Source organism: Providencia sp. PROV130 (genome assembly GCF_028482225.1).
In the GTDB taxonomy this organism is placed as follows: Bacteria; Pseudomonadota; Gammaproteobacteria; order Enterobacterales; family Enterobacteriaceae; genus Providencia; species Providencia rettgeri.
Genome location: NZ_JAMPQC010000010.1, coordinates 199,792 through 217,687, shown reverse-complemented (window position 1 = coordinate 217,687; position 17,896 = coordinate 199,792). Strand labels below are relative to the sequence as shown.

The 17,896-nt window shown below is 37.4% G+C and carries 19 protein-coding genes; 12 read left to right on the top strand and 7 right to left on the bottom strand.

Annotated elements, in window-relative coordinates:
* Window positions 1–112 precede the first annotated feature (112 nt).
* Window positions 113–1,291: an MFS transporter gene (locus PSF28_RS08405; RefSeq protein ID WP_210840012.1), complete on the bottom strand. Its 1,179-nt coding sequence runs from the start codon at window positions 1,289–1,291 to the stop codon at window positions 113–115.
* Between the two features lie 117 nt (window positions 1,292–1,408).
* Between PSF28_RS08405 and PSF28_RS08400 the strand changes: the two genes are divergently transcribed.
* Window positions 1,409–2,308 (top strand): LysR family transcriptional regulator, encoded by a 900-nt coding sequence (locus tag PSF28_RS08400; RefSeq protein WP_210840011.1) that lies wholly within the window; start codon window positions 1,409–1,411, stop codon window positions 2,306–2,308.
* A 2-nt stretch (window positions 2,309–2,310) separates the two neighbouring features.
* Here PSF28_RS08400 and PSF28_RS08395 read toward each other — a convergent pair whose 3' ends face one another.
* Window positions 2,311–3,165 carry a helix-turn-helix domain-containing protein gene (locus PSF28_RS08395; RefSeq protein WP_272684908.1) on the bottom strand — a complete coding sequence of 285 codons (855 nt, stop codon included), beginning with the start codon at window positions 3,163–3,165 and terminating at the stop codon, window positions 2,311–2,313.
* A gap of 153 nt (window positions 3,166–3,318) precedes the next feature.
* Between PSF28_RS08395 and PSF28_RS08390 the strand changes: the two genes are divergently transcribed.
* The 5 genes from PSF28_RS08390 to PSF28_RS08370 all read left to right on the top strand — a co-directional run bounded on the left by PSF28_RS08390 (window position 3,319) and on the right by PSF28_RS08370 (window position 8,016).
* Window positions 3,319–3,861: a GNAT family N-acetyltransferase gene (locus tag PSF28_RS08390; protein WP_210838385.1), complete on the top strand. Its 543-nt coding sequence runs from the start codon at window positions 3,319–3,321 to the stop codon at window positions 3,859–3,861.
* Between the two features lie 175 nt (window positions 3,862–4,036).
* On the top strand, window positions 4,037–5,464 hold the full coding sequence (locus PSF28_RS08385; RefSeq protein WP_210838387.1) for a Na+/H+ antiporter NhaC family protein: 1,428 nt from the start codon (window positions 4,037–4,039) through the stop codon (window positions 5,462–5,464).
* A 15-nt stretch (window positions 5,465–5,479) separates the two neighbouring features.
* Window positions 5,480–6,469, top strand: a complete 990-nt coding sequence (locus tag PSF28_RS08380) for a D-cysteine desulfhydrase (RefSeq protein WP_272684907.1) — start codon at window positions 5,480–5,482, stop codon at window positions 6,467–6,469.
* A gap of 130 nt (window positions 6,470–6,599) precedes the next feature.
* On the top strand, window positions 6,600–7,121 hold the full coding sequence (locus PSF28_RS08375) for a GNAT family N-acetyltransferase (RefSeq protein WP_210838390.1): 522 nt from the start codon (window positions 6,600–6,602) through the stop codon (window positions 7,119–7,121).
* A gap of 28 nt (window positions 7,122–7,149) precedes the next feature.
* Window positions 7,150–8,016, top strand: a complete 867-nt coding sequence (locus tag PSF28_RS08370; protein WP_210838392.1) for an SDR family oxidoreductase — start codon at window positions 7,150–7,152, stop codon at window positions 8,014–8,016.
* 36 nt (window positions 8,017–8,052) lie between these two features.
* Here PSF28_RS08370 and PSF28_RS08365 read toward each other — a convergent pair whose 3' ends face one another.
* A complete protein-coding gene (locus PSF28_RS08365) occupies window positions 8,053–8,958 on the bottom strand; it encodes a DMT family transporter (protein ID WP_272684906.1) in 906 nt (301 codons plus the stop codon).
* A gap of 96 nt (window positions 8,959–9,054) precedes the next feature.
* Between PSF28_RS08365 and PSF28_RS08360 the strand changes: the two genes are divergently transcribed.
* The gene (locus PSF28_RS08360) at window positions 9,055–9,924 is read left to right on the top strand and encodes a LysR family transcriptional regulator (protein WP_272664901.1); all 870 of its coding nucleotides are present in this window, start codon (window positions 9,055–9,057) and stop codon (window positions 9,922–9,924) included.
* Here the strand turns inward: PSF28_RS08360 and yqfB are convergent.
* The gene (gene yqfB / locus PSF28_RS08355) at window positions 9,921–10,250 is read right to left on the bottom strand and encodes a N(4)-acetylcytidine aminohydrolase (RefSeq protein WP_272684905.1); all 330 of its coding nucleotides are present in this window, start codon (window positions 10,248–10,250) and stop codon (window positions 9,921–9,923) included. The genes PSF28_RS08360 and yqfB overlap by 4 nt on opposite strands.
* 184 nt (window positions 10,251–10,434) lie before the next feature.
* Here yqfB and PSF28_RS08350 point away from each other — a divergent pair, with 184 nt between their 5' ends.
* Window positions 10,435–11,217 (top strand): GNAT family N-acetyltransferase, encoded by a 783-nt coding sequence (locus PSF28_RS08350; protein ID WP_272684904.1) that lies wholly within the window; start codon window positions 10,435–10,437, stop codon window positions 11,215–11,217.
* Between the two features lie 40 nt (window positions 11,218–11,257).
* Here PSF28_RS08350 and PSF28_RS08345 read toward each other — a convergent pair whose 3' ends face one another.
* From PSF28_RS08345 to PSF28_RS08335, 3 genes are all read right to left on the bottom strand, one after another.
* Window positions 11,258–11,857: a LysE family translocator gene (locus PSF28_RS08345; RefSeq protein ID WP_210838401.1), complete on the bottom strand. Its 600-nt coding sequence runs from the start codon at window positions 11,855–11,857 to the stop codon at window positions 11,258–11,260.
* A gap of 1 nt (window position 11,858) precedes the next feature.
* Window positions 11,859–12,779: an alpha/beta hydrolase family protein gene (locus PSF28_RS08340; RefSeq protein ID WP_272684903.1), complete on the bottom strand. Its 921-nt coding sequence runs from the start codon at window positions 12,777–12,779 to the stop codon at window positions 11,859–11,861.
* 110 nt (window positions 12,780–12,889) lie between these two features.
* Entirely contained in the window at window positions 12,890–13,660 is a 771-nt protein-coding gene (locus PSF28_RS08335; protein WP_164528839.1) for a DeoR/GlpR family DNA-binding transcription regulator, read from the bottom strand.
* An 88-nt stretch (window positions 13,661–13,748) separates the two neighbouring features.
* Here PSF28_RS08335 and hisN point away from each other — a divergent pair, with 88 nt between their 5' ends.
* The 4 genes from hisN (at window position 13,749) to PSF28_RS08315 (ending at window position 17,803) form a co-directional block, all read left to right on the top strand.
* Window positions 13,749–14,549 (top strand): histidinol-phosphatase, encoded by an 801-nt coding sequence (hisN, locus tag PSF28_RS08330; RefSeq protein ID WP_210838405.1) that lies wholly within the window; start codon window positions 13,749–13,751, stop codon window positions 14,547–14,549.
* 27 nt (window positions 14,550–14,576) lie between these two features.
* Entirely contained in the window at window positions 14,577–15,737 is a 1,161-nt protein-coding gene (locus PSF28_RS08325) for an MFS transporter (RefSeq protein WP_272684902.1), read from the top strand.
* Window positions 15,738–15,925: 188 nt separating this feature from the next.
* Window positions 15,926–17,026 carry an NAD(P)/FAD-dependent oxidoreductase gene (locus tag PSF28_RS08320; RefSeq protein ID WP_272684901.1) on the top strand — a complete coding sequence of 367 codons (1,101 nt, stop codon included), beginning with the start codon at window positions 15,926–15,928 and terminating at the stop codon, window positions 17,024–17,026.
* Between the two features lie 3 nt (window positions 17,027–17,029).
* The gene (locus PSF28_RS08315; protein ID WP_272684900.1) at window positions 17,030–17,803 is read left to right on the top strand and encodes a GNAT family N-acetyltransferase; all 774 of its coding nucleotides are present in this window, start codon (window positions 17,030–17,032) and stop codon (window positions 17,801–17,803) included.
* The last annotated feature ends 93 nt before the right edge of the window (window positions 17,804–17,896 follow it).

The window sequence follows — 17,896 nt, the reverse complement described above, 5'->3', positions numbered from 1 at the left end:
TCCGAACATTGCTTTTTAATTCAAGTTTTATTTATCCCGTGTGGGAAATCCGTTTAACCCACTTAACGGTGATTTTACATTAATCATCAAATGAAGAATAAGTACAATAAAATTAGTTGCATGCAATTTCAGTTTCCATTTTAGTATCGGATTTTTTGCGAAAAACAACCAGAATAACCATAATTCCCAAAACAGCGACTAGTGCTCCCATAAAACTAATCATTGAATAGCTATACCCATAGGATAAAACTATCCCACCAATTGCTGCGCCAATAGCATTTCCTAAATTAAAGGCACCTATATTAACGGAGGACGCTAAGGCTTGCGCACCTTTTGCTGCATTCATGACTAACATTTGAATAGGAGGAACAATACCAAAGCTAAAAATACTCCATACCATTAGGCCTACACCCGCACCAAATGCATTTACCGCAATAAATGGAAATATAGCCATGCTTAATGCCAACATAATGAAAAATATTATTAAAGTGTTAAAAAGTGACTTATCTGCAAATAATCCACCAATATAATTACCAATAGTAAAGCCTACTCCGATAATCACTAACATCATCGTGATCATTTGGTCTGAAGCATGGATGACATTCATTAACATTGGTGTAATATAGGTATACAACGTAAACATTGCACTCGCACCTAACACAGTAGATAACATGCCTAACAGGACTTGAGGGCGCCGTAAAATACGCAATTCATTTTTTACATCCACTTTTGTCCCCATTAGGTTATTTGGTAAAGCCCAAATTAAACTTATAATCGTCAAAATGCCTAAAATTGAAATTAAATAAAATGCCTGCCTCCATCCTACGACTTGTGTTAAATTCGTCATCAAAGGTACGCCACCGATATTAGCTATTGTTAACCCCATGAACATAGCCGCTATTGCACTTGCTTGTTTTCCTGGAGGAACCACGCTTGCTGCAACAATTGCGCCTAATCCAAAAAATGCACCATGATTTAGACTGGTAATAAAACGAGAAAGTGACAGTGTCACTAAATCAGGTGACATTGCCGATAATACATTCCCAATAGTGAAGATCGACATCAAAAATACTAATGCTATTTTAGGGCGCCTTTTGACTAACAATAGCGTCATAATAGGTGCACCAATCATTACGCCAAGGGCATAAATAACCACTATCACCCCCACAGAAGGAATGTCTTCTTTAAGATTGTCAGCAATATAAGGAAGCATTCCCATCGGTGAAAACTCTGTTGCTCCAATAGCAAATGCCCCTATTGCTAATGCTAGTAATGCCGTATTAATTCTCATATAAAAACCTTATTGAAATAAATTATTAACATTTTTATTAATGAGCAGAATTTTTTCACATTGATACTCAATGAAAAAGGCGTTAAGGTGAAAATAACTTTTGCCGGATATGCAATAATGAAAATAACTTTTGAAGAGCTTCAGGCCTTTATTAGCGTTGTAGATTGTGGTTCTATCACCGCAGCAGCAGAGCAATTAAACATGACAATATCGACAGTAAGTCGTTTATTACTCAGGCTTGAAGAAAAAATAAATACGACGTTAATCTACCGAACGACTCGTTCGATTAAACTTAGTGATGAAGGTGCTGCATTTTTGCAGAAATCGCGAAAAATAGTTGAACTAGCTCAAGAAGCTGAAGATATGCTCTCAATACGACAGGCTGTTCCTTCAGGTAAGTTACGTATAGATGCATCAACTCCCTTCTTGACCCATGTTATTGCCCCGTTAATTCCACAATTTTATGCACTTTATCCGCAAATCGAACTTGAGATCCATAACTATGAAGGAATTACTAATCTGTTAGAAAAACGAATTGATGTAGCCTTTCGTATTGGAGTCCTCAAAGATTCTTCACTCAATGCCACCTTATTAGGTTTTAGTCGACAACGACTCGTTGCCAGCCCTGATTATCTTGAAAAATATGGCGTACCACACAGTATTGAAGAATTAAAACAACACTGTTTATTAGGCTTCACTCAACCTGATTCATTAAATATTTGGCCAGTAAAAACTCAGGATGGAGATTTATTTAAGGTTTCACCAGATATTTCAGGCACTAGCGGTGAAGTTTTATTCCACCTTGCCGTTCAAGGTGCAGGCATTTTATGTTCAGCTGATTTTGTCACACTAGACGCTCTCGCTCGTGGTGAATTAGTACAAGTATTAGAAAAGAAAACCATTAAAATTCGCCAACCTATAAATGCCGTTTACTATCGAAACCAAACCGTTTCGCCACGATTACGCTGTTTTATTGAGTTTATAAAAAAATACTCAACAAAAATTGAGCCACATTAATATTATTTATTTTCCCGCTCTTTTTGTTCAATACGTTTTTTAAATCCCGTTAACGTCATTCCAGTATGCCGTTTAAAGTAGCGGCATAAATAAGATGTATCTTCAAAGTTTAATTCATCAGCAATTTGCTTAATGGATAAATTACTAATTTCTAATAATGCCTTTATTTCTAGAATCACTTGCCTATCAATCAATACTTTTGGTGAGTCTTTAAAAAAACTTTGACTAATTTTAGATAAGTAAAATGGTGTGATCGACAATTGCTCCGCATAAAATTTCACTTCTTTATACTGTTTACAGTAAGTCGTAATTAAGCCCCAAAAACGCCAGCACAGTTGCTCTTGGCGGCTTTTATTTTCTGGTTTGATAGAAGTGTGTTGTACATGATTACTAATTTCTAAAAATAAATTTTGCAAATGATTTTTTAATTGTAATAACCCATGGTCCCCCCAGTTAGACACGATAGTTAAAAGAATAAATCTCCAGTTTTCAAGCAGCGCAGTTTTTCCTAATGGCGTTGAAATTACAGGGAAGTCATTAAAAAAAGCAAAAAGTTGATGTGGTAATGCATAAGCAATTTCTACTGCTAGCTTTTTATCAATCAACCAATACTCCAAACGAAATTTGCGTGATTTGGCATGTAGCATTGCAAAGGAATCATCGTACAAAACGATTATGTCGTTTTTTCGTACTGGATACCGTTTGAAATTAATATTGAATATTGCATATCCTTGCTTGCACAGACAAACCGCCACATAAGATGTTTTAATCGGTTTAAATTGCATTTCATCCATATTGCTTTCACCAATCCGAATGACTTCAGGCAAGTCAATTTGATAATTATTTAAATGCTGCATGGTCGTTGTACTTTAATTTGCGTCATATCGCACTACCATAGCAAATAAGTTGTCATAAGTACCTAAAATGAACAAATTATGCCCTTATTTTATTTCCATAAATACCTAAAATAGCGTTCAAGTTAGGAGAGGCCATAATGAGGAGATGATAAAATGGTACTTACAACAAATAGGTTAGTATTGCGTCCTTGGCAAGAAACAGATGCCGCTGATTTATATTTCTATGCAAAAGATGAAAGAATTGGCCCAATCGCAGGTTGGCCTGCACACAAAAGCGAAGAAGAGAGTCTTTTTATCATCAAGAGTATTTTTATGCGTGATGAAATTTACGCTGTAACGTTAAAAAATGAGAACCAAGCTATTGGCTTGATTGGTTTATCATTCAGCCATGAAAGTAATTTTCCTATTGGTGAAAATGATGCAGAAGTTAGCTATTGGATTGGTGTACCGTTCTGGGGAAAAGGTATTATTCCAGAATCAATTAACGCCATCATGCACCATGCTTTCACTCGTTTGAAATTAGATAATTTGTGGTGCGGTTATTTTCAAGGTAACGAACAATCTAAAATTGCTCAAGAAAAATGTGGCTTCAAATACTATGCAACTCTTGAACCACAATTTATTGAATTAATTGGTAAAACTAAAACAGAAGATATTAGTAAAATAACGGCTAAAGAGTGGCAAGCTCGACAGTAATATTTGATTCTATCTATACATATGGCCAACATTTATCTGTTTGGCCTTTTTTTTATTAATTTATTGTCACAACCCATTTCAAACTACATAAAATTATTCTACCGTGTTCCTATTAATGCTATGATTTTTCAATAATTATAAAATTCACATTTTCTCTCGGATCACAGGTAAACACATGCAGGACTATGGTATTTGGACCGTTATTACTCCCATTGTGACTATAATATTGGCGATATTAACTCGCCAAGTCATGCTTTCATTAATGTTAGGAATACTCGTTGGTTTTACTGTCATTCATGACCACAACGTATTATTAGGTGTTCAAGGTACCGTTGATGGTATTATTGATACGTTTTCATCTGCAGGGAATACACGAACAATTGTCTTTATGGTTATGATCGGTGGGATCATGAGGCTTGTTGTGGTTACCGGTGGTGTTCGTGCGTTAGTTCAGTTACTTACCAATAAGACAAAATTAATTAAAAACCGTAAATCTACCCAGTTGCTTGCTATTATCATTACTTCTCTTATTTTTATTGAAAGCTCAATTAACCAATTAGTCGCCGGCGCCTCAACTAAAAATCTAGCACGGCAATATGGTGTTGCCCCTGAAAAAATGTCCTATATTATCCAAACAGCGTGTGTTTCTGTTTGTTCCTCGGCCATCATCAATGGTTGGGGAGCGGTAATAATGGGGTTAATTGGGGTACAAATATCCCAAGGACTGATTCAAGGCGAGCCTTTTGATATTTTAATTACGTCGATTGGCTACAATTTAATGGCATGGCTATCCATTATAACTATCCTATTCTATGTATTTACTAACATTTCATGGGGTCCCATGAAAAAAGCAGAAGATACATACCGACAAAATTTTATTGCTGGGAATATTTCTCAATTACAAAGCCAAGAGAACGAAGAAGAGATTATTGATCACCCTAATGCTCATTCTTCATTAAACTTCTTTATACCTATTTTATCTACGGTATTAATGGTCCCTATCGCACTATACATCACAGGTGACGGTGACTTTAGCAAAGGAAGCGGTTCGACCTCCGTATATTGGGGGGTCATGTTTGGTACCGTGGTATCTTTCTGTTGGTTTATCGGTCGACGGCTACTAAATATTGATGCGTTCTTTAAAGAGTTATTTATCGGCTACGCCAATATGCTAAAAATTAGCTCCATTATGATTTTAGCATTCTTAATGGGAAATGTTTCTGCTGAGTTAAACACAGGCGCTTATATTGCTGAAGTCACTCAAGGCGTTATGGCTCCAGGTTTTTCTATTGGTTTTATCTTTATAATTAGCGCCATTATGTCTTTAGCAACAGGTACCTCTTGGGGAACTTTCGCAATAATGATCCCTATCGGAGTTCAATTAGGTTTATCTGTAGGAATGCCTGTAGAATATATGATTGGTGCCGCAATTTCTGGCTCAATATTTGGCGATATGACCTCTCCAATTTCTGCGGATGCTATTGTTGCTTCAATGGCAACAGACTGCGAACATATTGAGCACATTCGAACACAGATGCCTTATGCACTAGTGACTGCCAGTATTGTTCTTGCTATTTACCTTTACCTTGGTTTCTCTTATTAATTATTGGGAGTTTAGATGTCTCTTCAACAACGACTAGCACAGTTTGCAAAAATAGATTTACTTAACGCATCGACTCCACTTAATCGATTGAATAATTTATCGCATACATTTGGTCGTGAGATTTATATAAAGCGTGATGATATGACCCCCCTTGCCATGGGAGGAAATAAACTGCGTAAACTAGAATTTTTAATGGCCGATGCATTAGCCAAAAAAGCAAAAATTATTGTTACTGCGGGGGCAATTCAATCAAACCATGTCCGCCAAACTGCCGCGGTTGCCGCTATGTATGGGCTTGAATGCGTTGCATTGTTAGAAAATCCAATTCAAAGTGATAACCCTAACTTTCTTCATAATGGTAATAAATTATTAACTGATTTATTTGCCACTCGTTGTGTTATGTGTGATGAACTAACCGATCCTCAATCTCAACTGGAAGAATTAATTAAAACACTTTCTCTTAAAGATGCCTATATTGTCCCTGTAGGAGGGTCAAATGCATTAGGTGCCTTAGGCTATATTCAATGCGCTATTGAAATAGCTCAGCAGAAGCCAGAACATATTGAATTTGACAAAGTTATTGTTGCATCAGGAAGTGCTGGAACGCATGCAGGGCTTGCTATTGGCTTGCAAGAACTATTACCACAAAGCCAAGTGATTGGTGTAACCGTATCAAGAAAACAACAAGACCAAGCCCCTAAAGTTGAGAAATTACAAACCGAATTGGCCCAATTGTTGGATCTAACTAAAACACCTAAAGTGCAGCTATGGGATAACTTCTTTGCCCCCATGTATGGAATGCCAAACCAAAAAGGCCTCGCTGCAATCAGTTTATTAGCGAGGCAAGAAGGTATTTTATTAGACCCAGTTTATACCGGTAAATCCATGGCTGGATTAATTGACTACTTAGAAAACTCTGAAGAAAAAACACCCATTCTATTTGTTCATACAGGTGGAGCCCAAGCGTTATTTGCTTATTCAGATATTAGCCAAGCAATTAAATAATTACCATCAGATAAAAGGGCTAAATAGTCCTTTTATCTTCTCTCTAATACCAAAAATGCTCTACTTTTCCTCTTCTATGACATTTATCAATTGATTGCTATACACTGATAAAGCACAGGAGAAAACATTTATGAACCAAGTTCCCCATATACTAAAAAAAGCAACGAAACATGACGTGTTATTACTACATAAAATAGGTACGGAAAGTTATTTGCATCATTTTGCTACATTATGGAATAGCCAAAATGAACTTAACACATATTTAAATCAAGAATATAGCACAACTAAAATCACTGAGGACCTTAATCAACAACATATTGATTGGTATATTATTGAAAATACGAGCCCAATCGGTTTAGTAAAACTAACCTATCACTCCTGTATACCTGAAACTGATTTAGTTGGTACTTTGTTAAATAAGCTTTACTTCTCTCCTGGCGCTACAGGTAAAGGTTATGGAAAAACCGTATTTAAATTAATAGAAGCGCTCGCAAAACAACAAGGTGACTCTTTGCTATGGCTAGATGTCCTCGCAAGTAACACTCGAGCAATGACATTTTATCAGTCAAACGATATGCACATTCTGAAAGAAATTTTATTTACAAGCGAAACTCAGCAATCTCTTGAATATATTATGAGCAAAAAACTTTAACTGTATATATTGTAACTATAGGATATTCATGAAAAATACAATTCTTATCACTGGTGCGACAGGCCAGGTTGGTCATTACCTTATCCAATCATTACAGAACAAAGGCTATCATGATATTGTTTTAGCGGTTAGAGATCCTGCTAAATTGAAAAACACACCTTATCGAACTGTTGTTATGGATTATGATAAGCCAGATACTATTGAAACCGCTTTACAAGGTATAGACTCCGTTTTCATGATGACGGGCTATACCATTGATATGCTTGTACAAAGTAAGATCTTCATTGATATTGCAAAAAAATCGTCCGTGAAATATATCGTACATTTAGGTGCCTGTGGGGATGATAGCGCTCAAGTGGCACATTGGGCATGGCACCAGCTTATTGAACGCTATATTGAATGGTCAGGAATACAATTTACTCACCTTCGTCCCGAATCTTATATGCAAAACTTGCTGGGTTATCAAGGGGATGAGAACTTACAAAAAGGTGTCTTGCGCTCTTATTTTGGCAATGCGGTACTCAGCTGGGTTGACTGTGCCGATGTTGCTGAGCTAGCAGCTTATTGCTTACTTAACCCGCAACAACATGCAGGCCAAATTTATCGTCTTGGTTATGAGAACAAAAATTACACACAAATAGCTGAATTATTAACAGAACAATTGGCGATCCCTTTCAGCTATCAGGCAGAAAATCCCAATGAGTTTTGGCAACATGCCCTTAAAAATAATTTAGAACTCGCTTATATGAAAAGTATCTATGACCATTATGTCGCTTTTACCAATGGGGAATTAGACCGTTCAGGGATGATTTTTGATAATTTTCAAGCAATAACGGGTAAAGCACCAACATCATTAAAAGAATTTATTTTAAAACATCAAGAAAAATTTAAGTAAATTTAAAATAGGCCTCTAATTTGGCCTATTTTTATATTATCTTTTATTCGCAATAAGTATTCCCAAAACAATTAATATTCCGCCAATAAAAATCACTGTACTGATTTGCTCATTAAGAAATAGAGTTCCCACAATAACCGCACTCAGCGGATTTAGTGCAATAAATGCCCCTGCACCCGCAGCCCCTAATTGTGAGACTCCCTGATAATACCAAACGTAAGCTATTGCAGACCCCAAAATACCCAAATAGCCCAAACTCACTAAATCTTTTAGAGAAAATAATGATACAGTATCTAATGTGATATCTAGACACAATGACGTTACTATCAATAACAAGGTCCCAAATAACACAGCGTAAGTTACCGTATGTAATGCTCCAATTTCTTTAATAACGTTTTTACCTGCTACAGTATAAATCCCCCAACTGATTACACATCCTAAAATTGCTAGATCTCCTTTACTAACCATAAAAATATCACTACTCGGTGTTTTCTCTGACAACAAAATTATTGCCCCAACAACACATAACGTAATCCCAACACCTTTTTTCAATGAAACCTTTTCTTGCCAAAGAAGAAAAGAAATGAACGCTATCATGGCAGGGGTAATGGCGACTAATAATGCGGCTCTTGACGCAGGGATAATTTGTAAACCATAAAAAAATAAAATTTGATAGATAAACACGCCACTGGCCCCTAATAACATAATCTGCCATAGCTGCCTTTTATTTATTTGTTTCCAACCTAATCGACCGAGTATAATGACAAGAACCAACGAAATACTGGCAAAAAGAAAACGCACCGTCGCGGATAATAACGGTGGAATTTCAGGTTGAATAACCCTACCCGCAATGAATGTTCCCCCCCAAGTGACAGATACAAATACCATTTGGAAAAATATAAAATTACTTGGTCGTCTTTTCATTACTGTTATATTGCTCATCCATGTATTCCCTGTTATCAACTCATATTTATCTTCTCTTTACATGATGGATAAGCTAACCTTAATGCTAGGTCATATCCTAATGAGCATTTACTCATGACATTAAGCCAACTTGAAATATTCACAATTGTTGCCGAACTCAAAAGTTTTACGCTTGCTGCAATGAAATTAAACATCTCTCAGTCAGCCATTTCACACGCGATAAAATCCCTTGAAAAAGATCTTGGTGTCGTGTTATTCACTCGAGAACAAAATCAAACCACGTTAACTGAGATAGGGAAAAAGCTCTTATTAAGAGCTCATAATATGCTCAATATTCAGGAGGCGATGAAGCAAGAAGCATTTGCTGCAAATGGTCTGAAGGCGGGTATTCTGCGAATTGGTTCTTTTGGTCCCGGGTCATCTTTAGGGCTGTTACCTCCATTACTCGATAGGTTTCGCCAAAAATATCCATTGATAAATATTATGGTTGATGAAGGTGATGATGAAACCGTTACACAGTGGTTACAAGAAAAGCGAATTGATATTGGTGTTGTCGTTTTACCCGATGAACGCTTTGATACGTTTAAAGTCAAAGACGACCAAATGGTTGCTATACTGCCATTAGGCCATCCTCTGGCAAATGAATCGTCTATTTCTTTGAAACAGCTTTGTGATTATCCATTTAATTTAACCCAAGCAGGTTCTGGAAAAATCGTTCTAGATTTATTTCATGCACAAAAATTAACGCCAAAAATTCAATTTAAAACAAAACAATTGCTAAGTACTTTTACACTCGTTGCTCGGGGAGAAGCTATTTCTATTGTTGCACAACTAGCAATTCCTACGCATCTTCAAGACATCGTGATTAAACCCCTTAACCCACCAGTTAAGCGCAGTATTGCTTTTGCTGTTAATAACGAAAACCAAGCATCACCTGCAACAAAGGCATTTTTACAAATTGCCAAAAAACTATATTGTGATTAGTCAGTGCTATTCAGCAATTGGTAAGTGATTACGTATAAATATTGCTCATTTGGGTAAATTTCTTTGATAAGCGCTTTCAACGTCTCTAAACTCATGGCTTCTTGCTTAGCATGGTATTCAGAAATGTCATAATAAGAAATGGGCTCTACCGACAGTATTTTAATATCAGTATAGTATTCACCTGTTTCCAACGCATATACCTTCACAATAGTCCCAGGAACATAATCACTCTCGCTTTTATCACGGATAGTGATAATTTTTTTACCGGAAACCACCAATGGAAGTAAACGTTCAAAAAAGGTTATCGTGTCTGGCGTGTTATTCATAATAATTCTCTTATTTTTATACCATGTCTTCTCTAGGAAGACCTATTTTCTTATAACCTCAATAAATTGCAATAAAATGGTTCTTTTTGTGCTTTCAATTATACGAATGCTATAGCGATCATTTCATTTTATATACAATCAAGCCATAAAAATATTATCTACGACTATAAACTGAGTACGCATAATGGATAACAATGAAAATTTGTTTTATCAACAAGAACACTACTTTTGGTCTGCTATATGTGCAAATGTAGTGAAAATCAGCAACCAAACTAGTGCTTACTTTTCTGAGCTACCATTGCCTATATTTAATTATATTTACCTCCACCAAGGTGCGCTCATTTCAGATTACGAGAAGGCTGAAATGCTGTTTAAACAACAAGCTAAGCCTTATGTACTTATTGTTCATGACCAAATACATTCACAATTTGAGTCAGAAATAATAGCTCGGGGATTAATCTACGATGGTGAATCAACCGCAATGATTTTGCCGCAAGACGTTCTATCTCAATACAATTCACCACCGCAGCTTAATGCTGGTTTTCAGGTTGTGTTAAGCAATAATCAACTCAAAGATTGGGCTCAGCCTTTAATTACGGCATTCCCTATCGATGCTGATACAAATGAAGATGACTCAACTGTTACCGACGAGTATATTCGTTATCACCAAAGAGCACTTGATAAACAAACTAATATGGTACACTTAGTCTTATTTGCAGATCAGCAACCAGTCTCAACCTTAACTATGACATTTAATTATGAAACAGCTCGACTTGATGATATTGGTACTGATATTCAATACCAAGGTAAAGGGCTCGCGACTTTACTTATTAAACATGCGCTATACCTTTGCCATCAACAAGGGGTTAAACAGTGTGTATTGGAGTCATCCAGTGAAGGGTTATCTATCTACAAAAAACTGGGTTTTGTACCTATATTTAATTACTACAGCTATATTTCGGAGTGATTTTATAAAATGCATCTTAATAAACAAGGTGCATTTTACTTTACCTAAAAAGATAAGGCTCGAATGTAATCACTAATAGCAAGACTCCCCCTCCAATATTAATGTATTTTCGTAATGTTGAGACTTTAAGGGAGGAAGAAGAAATAATTAAAATGGAACAAGAAACCAGCAGCCATAACGCCATCATGATAATATGGATAAGTGATAATACTAGAAAGTTAGCGAGTGACGGGTCTGCTCCTGCATATTTAGAAACAACAACTAAATATAAAATAATCGCTTTTGGGTTAAGTAAATTAGCTAAATAAGCATCTTTGACCGTGATTTTTTTTATTTCTTGAGAGCTTTCTATTTTACCGGCATTAACCCCTGAAATGATCAATGAAACTGCAAGATACAATAGATATAACGTACCTAAAATGCCAATTAAATTCATTACCCACTGGTAAGAAACCAGTACTTTACTTAAACCAATTCCAACTAAAAAACCATGAGTTAAAATGCCTAATCCTGTTCCAACAATAGGTATGAACAGCCCTCTAATACCTTGGTTTAATACACTATTTAAAGCAATCGCAAAGCTTGCTCCCGGTGACACGACAATGGGAAATAATATAACGATAAATCCGAGTATATCCACTTTATTTTGTCACCGTTTGGTACCAATGTTGAATATCCGTCACAATTTGCTCAGTATGCAACTGCCCATTTTTATCTTTAAAAAAATGGTCTAAATCTTGATATGCTCGGTAGCTGACATGGGGATTACGGATTTGTTTCATCATATTATCTGTACCATGAGCATCCACGTTGGTATCCGCCATCGTTTGTATCACCAAATGTGGAGTTTTAACTGACTGAATAAGTTTTAAATTGTCAATGGTGAGCATCTCATACCACCATTTTGGGCCATGGCCGCTGACAAATTGGTCGTTGTTTAATTGCTTTTGTTTTACTGCTTCTGCAAATTGTTTAAAACCTTCTTTTGAGTTAGCAATTTCTTCTTTAGGCGTATTATTTTCAATACTATACAGAACATCATTAATAAAATATTGGCCGCCGACATTCAATGCAACGGATGCGGTTATAAAGTTTTCTTGTGCAACAATTAAATTAGTTACCAGTGCACCTTCACTTCCGCCTAATAGCACTATGTGTTGGTAATCATTTTTTAATTGTTGTAAGACTGCAACATAATTATTGGCGCGTTCTAATGGTGAATCTTTCGACATATAGTCAACAGGACATTCTTCTTCCGAAGCTTCTTCATCATTAGCCCCCACTAGGTTGTTTAACCCTGTTTTTTCAACTAATAAAATATCATTATCAGGAAATACCACACCGAAATTTTTCAGCATGTTTGGATTATTAATGACGCTTTTACAATCAGAGCCTTGTAATAGAACTAATAAATCCTTTGATTTTTCGGCTTGTTTTTGGATTAAGTAATAGTTTATTTCTTTTCCTGCAAAGTGCATGGTTTGCATATTCACAGATAAATCCTGAGCAAATACACCCAATGAATAAAGTGAAAGTAACAAGGTAGTCATTTTTAATTTCATCGCGCACTCATCATGTCTATAAGGGCCTTTCGAAGATATTATATTGATTTTTTATAACAAATAGCACCTAAAATGCCCTCATGATACAAGATAAAAGTTAGACATGTGGCCTATGCTTGTGCAATCTTTATTGCCATATTAGTAAACAAGTCAGTCGTTTGTTTATTCAATTCTGTTGTCATAACTAAGATTGAAATTTGTTCACAATTGGCAATCTTATACCTCGCAACTCCAGGTAATTTGTCTGCGGTTACCCCCATAATGACTTGATTACTGCGTTCAAAAAGGATTTTCTTAAATTTAGATTCTTCATAATCAAATATCGAAACCCCCATTTGTGGATCTAAAGCACAGCCACCAATAAAGCATTGGTCAAAATGGATTTGATTGATTTGATTCACTGCAGAAATATCAATACTCGCGCCAACTTGACGGTTTAATTTTCCACCAATTAAAATCACTTCACATAGTGGCTTCTTCATTAGTTCTAATGCTATTGCTGGAGAATGAGTCACAACCGTCAACGATAGTTCTGAAGGTAAATAACGAGCGATTTCTAAGTTAGTTGAACCTGAGTCAATAAAAATACAGGTATTTTGTTTGACTAGTTTATTGCAAGCCTTCGCTATTTTGATTTTTTCATCTTGGTTTTGTGTCGTTCTCTGCTCGAATGTGCCCTTTTCCTCAAGCATACTGACCGCACCGCCATGGACTCGACGACAAACGCCTTCTTGTGCTAATTCATTTAAATCCCTGCGAATAGTATGCTCTGATACTTGCATTTCACGGGCTAACGTCGTGCAAACCACACGCCCTTCATCTTGTAGTAACTGGCGAATTTTATTTTGCCTTTGTTCTGGAAAAGCGACATAATCGAGCATACACTTCCTCATTAACTTTTTTATCAATCATAATCGAGCAAGAAAAGATGTCAAACACTATCTTGTTCAAGCACTCGAGGACAATTAAATGACGCACTCTCAGTTACCAGATAGCTTTTTCTTACATGAACTTGCCAATACTGCCGGTAAAATTTCTCTTGAATACTATCGAACAAATGAACTTAGTGTTATTGAAAACAAACCCAAAGCCAACTATCGCTTCGACCCAGTCACTCAAGCGGATAAGCTCGCAGAAAAAGCCATGCGAGAACTGATATCTAAACATTATCCAACGCATTCTATCATGGGTGAAGAATATGGAATAACGGGTACAGGTCCCATTCAATGGGTACTTGACCCCATCGATGGAACCCGCCCTTTCCTTTGTGGGCTCCCTTTATGGGCAAACCTGATAGGCCTAACTGAGCATGGCAAAGCAGTCATGGGGATGATGAGCCAACCCTATATTGGCGAACGTTTTTGGGCAGACCAACACGGGAGTTGGACCAGTAGCTCTCACGGACAATATCGCTTATCTACTCGCAAACAAGTCAAACTCGAACAAGCCATCTTGCATACCACATCGCCTGAGCCTATAGCAGCACGGCCAGACATTCATTTTATGGCGCTTGAGAAACAAGTATTAATGACTCGCTATGGGGGAGAATGCTATGCAATGGCAATGCTAGCAGCGGGTAGAATCGATATTTGTGTCGAATTCGCACTGGAACCTTATGATATTGTTCCATTAATCCCTATTATAGAACGTGCTGGTGGCATAGTGACTACATTAGATGGCAGCCGAGCTGAAGCAGGCGGTGCTGTTGTAGCCACGGGTTGCCCATACCTTCATGAACAAATTCTGACTATCTTAAATACAGGTAGTTAATTTTATCTTTTTAAGAAGCCCTATAAAATGCAATCTACTCAACAAGTTAATAGCCATGTTTCCTTGATACCCGCAAAAAGGGAGCAAGTTTCTACTCGAATTATTTTTTTTATTGCTGGTTTTGTTACCGCGGCTTGGGCAGCCATTGTTCCTTATGTCAAACTTAATACAGGGGCAAATGATGCCACCCTTGGCATGCTACTATTATGTTTCGGTGGAGGGGCACTTATTGCTATGCCGGTGACCGGAGCATTAGCGGCCAAGTATGGCTGCCGCCGTTTAATGGTTTTTTCCACTATCGCCTTTTGTTTGTTATTCCCCATTTTATCTTCTTTATCGCAAGTTAACTTTATCATCGTTACCTTGTTATTTTTTGGAATTTTCATTGGCTTAACGGATTGTGCGATGAACATCCAAGCTGTTATTGTTGAAAAATCATCCGACAAGCCAATTATGTCTGGTTTTCACGGTTTTTATAGTGTCGGGGGGATAGCAGGTGCAGGTACCATGAGTTTGATCTTGCTACTTGGTGTTTCCGCGACAATGGCATCAATCATTATTTCAATTGTTGCGGTGGTTCTATTAGCGGCTTGCTATAACGGTTTAATCCCTTACGCTAACGCCCCAACTGGCCCCCTTATTGCTATCCCGAAAGGCATTGTTTTAGTTATTGGGATTGTCTGTTTTGCCGTTTTTCTTGCTGAAGGTGCAGTTCTTGACTGGGGAGCTGTATTTCTAATTGAACACCATGGATTAAAAGAAACTTTAGGCGGTTTAGGGTTTGCGGCTTTCGCCACAACCATGACTATTGGCCGATTATTGGGTGACAAAATTGTTATGCGAGTCGGTTCTGCTCGTGTCGTATTTTTAGGTGCTTTACTCGCTTGCCTTGGTTTTGTTATTGCTGTTTTATCTCCTTATCTCATATTTGCCATCATAGGTTTTGCATTAGTCGGTGCAGGTTCATCTAATATAGTCCCAGTGATGTTTTCTGCTGTAGGGAAGCAAAAAACGATGCCAGAGGCTCTTGCTGTACCCGCAATTTCAACTTTAGGCTATTTAGGTATTTTGGCTGGACCTGCAGCTATTGGTTTTGTTGCTTTTCAATTATCCTTGGCAACTGCATTATTATTAATTTCTGCATTATTAGTTATTATTGCTTTTGTAACTCGTTTTATTCGCGTGTAATTTTTTGAATCTCTTAAGGCTACTGCGTTGTAGCCTTACACTCCATTTTCCCTCATCAATTGTTCATATCTGATAAAAATGGGAACAATCGTGCTCTATTTATAGATTCCATATATATAATTATTCATTAAACTATTAAAATTCCATCTGATTTTTCTGCTAGCGACTTCCATATATACTGAGGCTAAATGAACCCTACTCATAAAAAAAAGATTATCATTATTGGTGCTGGTTTTGTTGGTACAACATTAGCTTGGTATCTATCAAGACAATCCGATAAGCAGGTCATTTTGCTTGATAAAGCACACGCTGGCCAAGGTGTCACACAGCACGCTTTCGCTTGGTTGAATGTGTCATATGGAAGGCCTGATGCATATAGTCAACTTCGACAACAAGCCCTCGTGGCATGGCATGAACTCGATAAACACACAGATGGAAAGTTAAATATCCAGTGGACAGGCGCTCTCAGTTGGCAGGAAACAGATTCAGCAACTGCAGAATATGTCTACCACTACCAACAAAGTGGATTTAATGTCGAATTATTGGACAAATCAACCGTACACAAGATGGAACCTTTCTTGTCTGCTTTACCTGAACTTGCTGCATTTTGCCCAGATGAAGGTAGTGTTGACCCGATTCATGCAACAAAAGCGTTACTATCCCTTGCTATCGAACAAGGTGTTGTCTATTTACCTCAGCAGGAAGTTCACACTATTTTGCAGGAAAATGGACGCATAATTGGCGTAAATACCCATAAAAATACGTTTTTAGCTGAACAGGTTATCGTGACTGCTGGCGCAGACGCAACCGCCCTTATGCAATCACTTGATGTTGAATTACCGGTTACCGCCTCTCCTTCTATCATTGTGCACATCAATGATTCCACCGAACAAACATTGGTTCAACATATCATTTCAACACCACAAATGGAGCTACGACCGGCAGGTTCAGGTAAAATACTCTGTGCTGATGATTATATTAGCGAAAAGCCCGAACACAGTGCAGTGGCTATCGCACAAAACGCCCTTACAACGATTAAAAATTCATTTATAGGTAGTAACACGTTAAATCTTGAAAACGCTTTCAAAGGAATGCGACCTATGCCTAAAGATGAGATGCCAATTGTCGGAAAAGTTGCTGATTTTGAAGGTTTATATATTATCAGTATGCACGCTGCGATTACGCTAGCGCCTTTGATATGCCAATTGGCTCAAGATGAAATCTTGCATGGAATTGAACAAGCTGCATTAGGCCCATATCGATTAACTCGTTTTGTATCAGGTAACTGACAAATGAATATTCCGTTGTACTATTTAAGACATTATCAATCGATTGAAAAAACATTTTGGACATCTATTTGTGAACATAGTATCCAGATTGCACAACACACCATTTGCTATTTAACGCCCCTTAATTCTCCGGCGTTTAACTTCATTTATTTGCAGCCTGACTCGACCAGTCACGCCTTTATGCAGGCTCACAACCTGTTTGTTTCACAGAAGAAAAACCATACCTTAGTGATCCCCGAAGAGATGCTCCAGCAGGTGGTTACTGAGGCTGAGTCACTAGGTTACAAACATGACAGCGTCACCACTGCAATGGCATTGACCTTAGCAAAACAAAATGAGGTTGAACTGCCTGATAACCAAGTCGATATCGTCTTAGCGAATCACGATTTGTCTTTGTGGGCAAAGCCACTTGTTTCCGCATTTTATTTATCTGAAGAGCACGACCAGGTTATTAAAGAATATGTGCGTTATCATGAGGATGCTTTGCAACAAGGCGCACCGCAATTTCATCTTGTGTTACTCGTCAACGGAGAACCCGCGACTTCAATGACCGTGACAATTGAAGGGACGTTAGCCCGTTTTGATGATATTGGTACTGAGCCAAACCATCAAGGTAATGGTTATGCATCACAACTCATTGATTATGCTTTAGCATTTTGCCGCCAGCAAGGTGTAGAGCACTGTTTCCTTGATGCTTCAGAAGCAGGATTTGACCTGTATAAAAAATTTGGTTTTGAGCCATTATTTCGCTATATCAATTATGTCTGGTGCAAATAATTTAAAGCAATAGTGTTATTTGTAGAGGCATCTAATCTGGGATCATTGTTCATACAATGGTTCCAAATTCAGTCATTTCCAGACCAACCCTAG

Excerpts from the sequence above, each read along its gene's own strand:
- PSF28_RS08325 (WP_272684902.1), top strand. The coding sequence starts at position 14,577 with ATGCAATCTACTCAACAAGTTAATAGCCATGTTTCCTTGATACCCGCA.
- PSF28_RS08365 (WP_272684906.1), bottom strand. The coding sequence starts at position 8,958 with ATGAGCAATATAACAGTAATGAAAAGACGACCAAGTAATTTTATATTT.
- PSF28_RS08405 (WP_210840012.1), bottom strand. The coding sequence starts at position 1,291 with ATGAGAATTAATACGGCATTACTAGCATTAGCAATAGGGGCATTTGCT.
- PSF28_RS08340 (WP_272684903.1), bottom strand. The coding sequence starts at position 12,779 with ATGAAATTAAAAATGACTACCTTGTTACTTTCACTTTATTCATTGGGT.
- PSF28_RS08375 (WP_210838390.1), top strand. The coding sequence starts at position 6,600 with ATGAACCAAGTTCCCCATATACTAAAAAAAGCAACGAAACATGACGTG.
- PSF28_RS08315 (WP_272684900.1), top strand. The coding sequence starts at position 17,030 with ATGAATATTCCGTTGTACTATTTAAGACATTATCAATCGATTGAAAAA.
- PSF28_RS08390 (WP_210838385.1), top strand. The coding sequence starts at position 3,319 with ATGGTACTTACAACAAATAGGTTAGTATTGCGTCCTTGGCAAGAAACA.
- PSF28_RS08400 (WP_210840011.1), top strand. The coding sequence starts at position 1,409 with ATGAAAATAACTTTTGAAGAGCTTCAGGCCTTTATTAGCGTTGTAGAT.
- PSF28_RS08350 (WP_272684904.1), top strand. The coding sequence starts at position 10,435 with ATGGATAACAATGAAAATTTGTTTTATCAACAAGAACACTACTTTTGG.
- PSF28_RS08360 (WP_272664901.1), top strand. The coding sequence starts at position 9,055 with ATGACATTAAGCCAACTTGAAATATTCACAATTGTTGCCGAACTCAAA.
- PSF28_RS08320 (WP_272684901.1), top strand. The coding sequence starts at position 15,926 with ATGAACCCTACTCATAAAAAAAAGATTATCATTATTGGTGCTGGTTTT.
- PSF28_RS08335 (WP_164528839.1), bottom strand. The coding sequence starts at position 13,660 with ATGCTCGATTATGTCGCTTTTCCAGAACAAAGGCAAAATAAAATTCGC.
- yqfB (WP_272684905.1), bottom strand. The coding sequence starts at position 10,250 with ATGAATAACACGCCAGACACGATAACCTTTTTTGAACGTTTACTTCCA.
- hisN (WP_210838405.1), top strand. The coding sequence starts at position 13,749 with ATGACGCACTCTCAGTTACCAGATAGCTTTTTCTTACATGAACTTGCC.
- PSF28_RS08395 (WP_272684908.1), bottom strand. The coding sequence starts at position 3,165 with ATGCAGCATTTAAATAATTATCAAATTGACTTGCCTGAAGTCATTCGG.
- PSF28_RS08380 (WP_272684907.1), top strand. The coding sequence starts at position 5,480 with ATGTCTCTTCAACAACGACTAGCACAGTTTGCAAAAATAGATTTACTT.
- PSF28_RS08385 (WP_210838387.1), top strand. The coding sequence starts at position 4,037 with ATGCAGGACTATGGTATTTGGACCGTTATTACTCCCATTGTGACTATA.
- PSF28_RS08370 (WP_210838392.1), top strand. The coding sequence starts at position 7,150 with ATGAAAAATACAATTCTTATCACTGGTGCGACAGGCCAGGTTGGTCAT.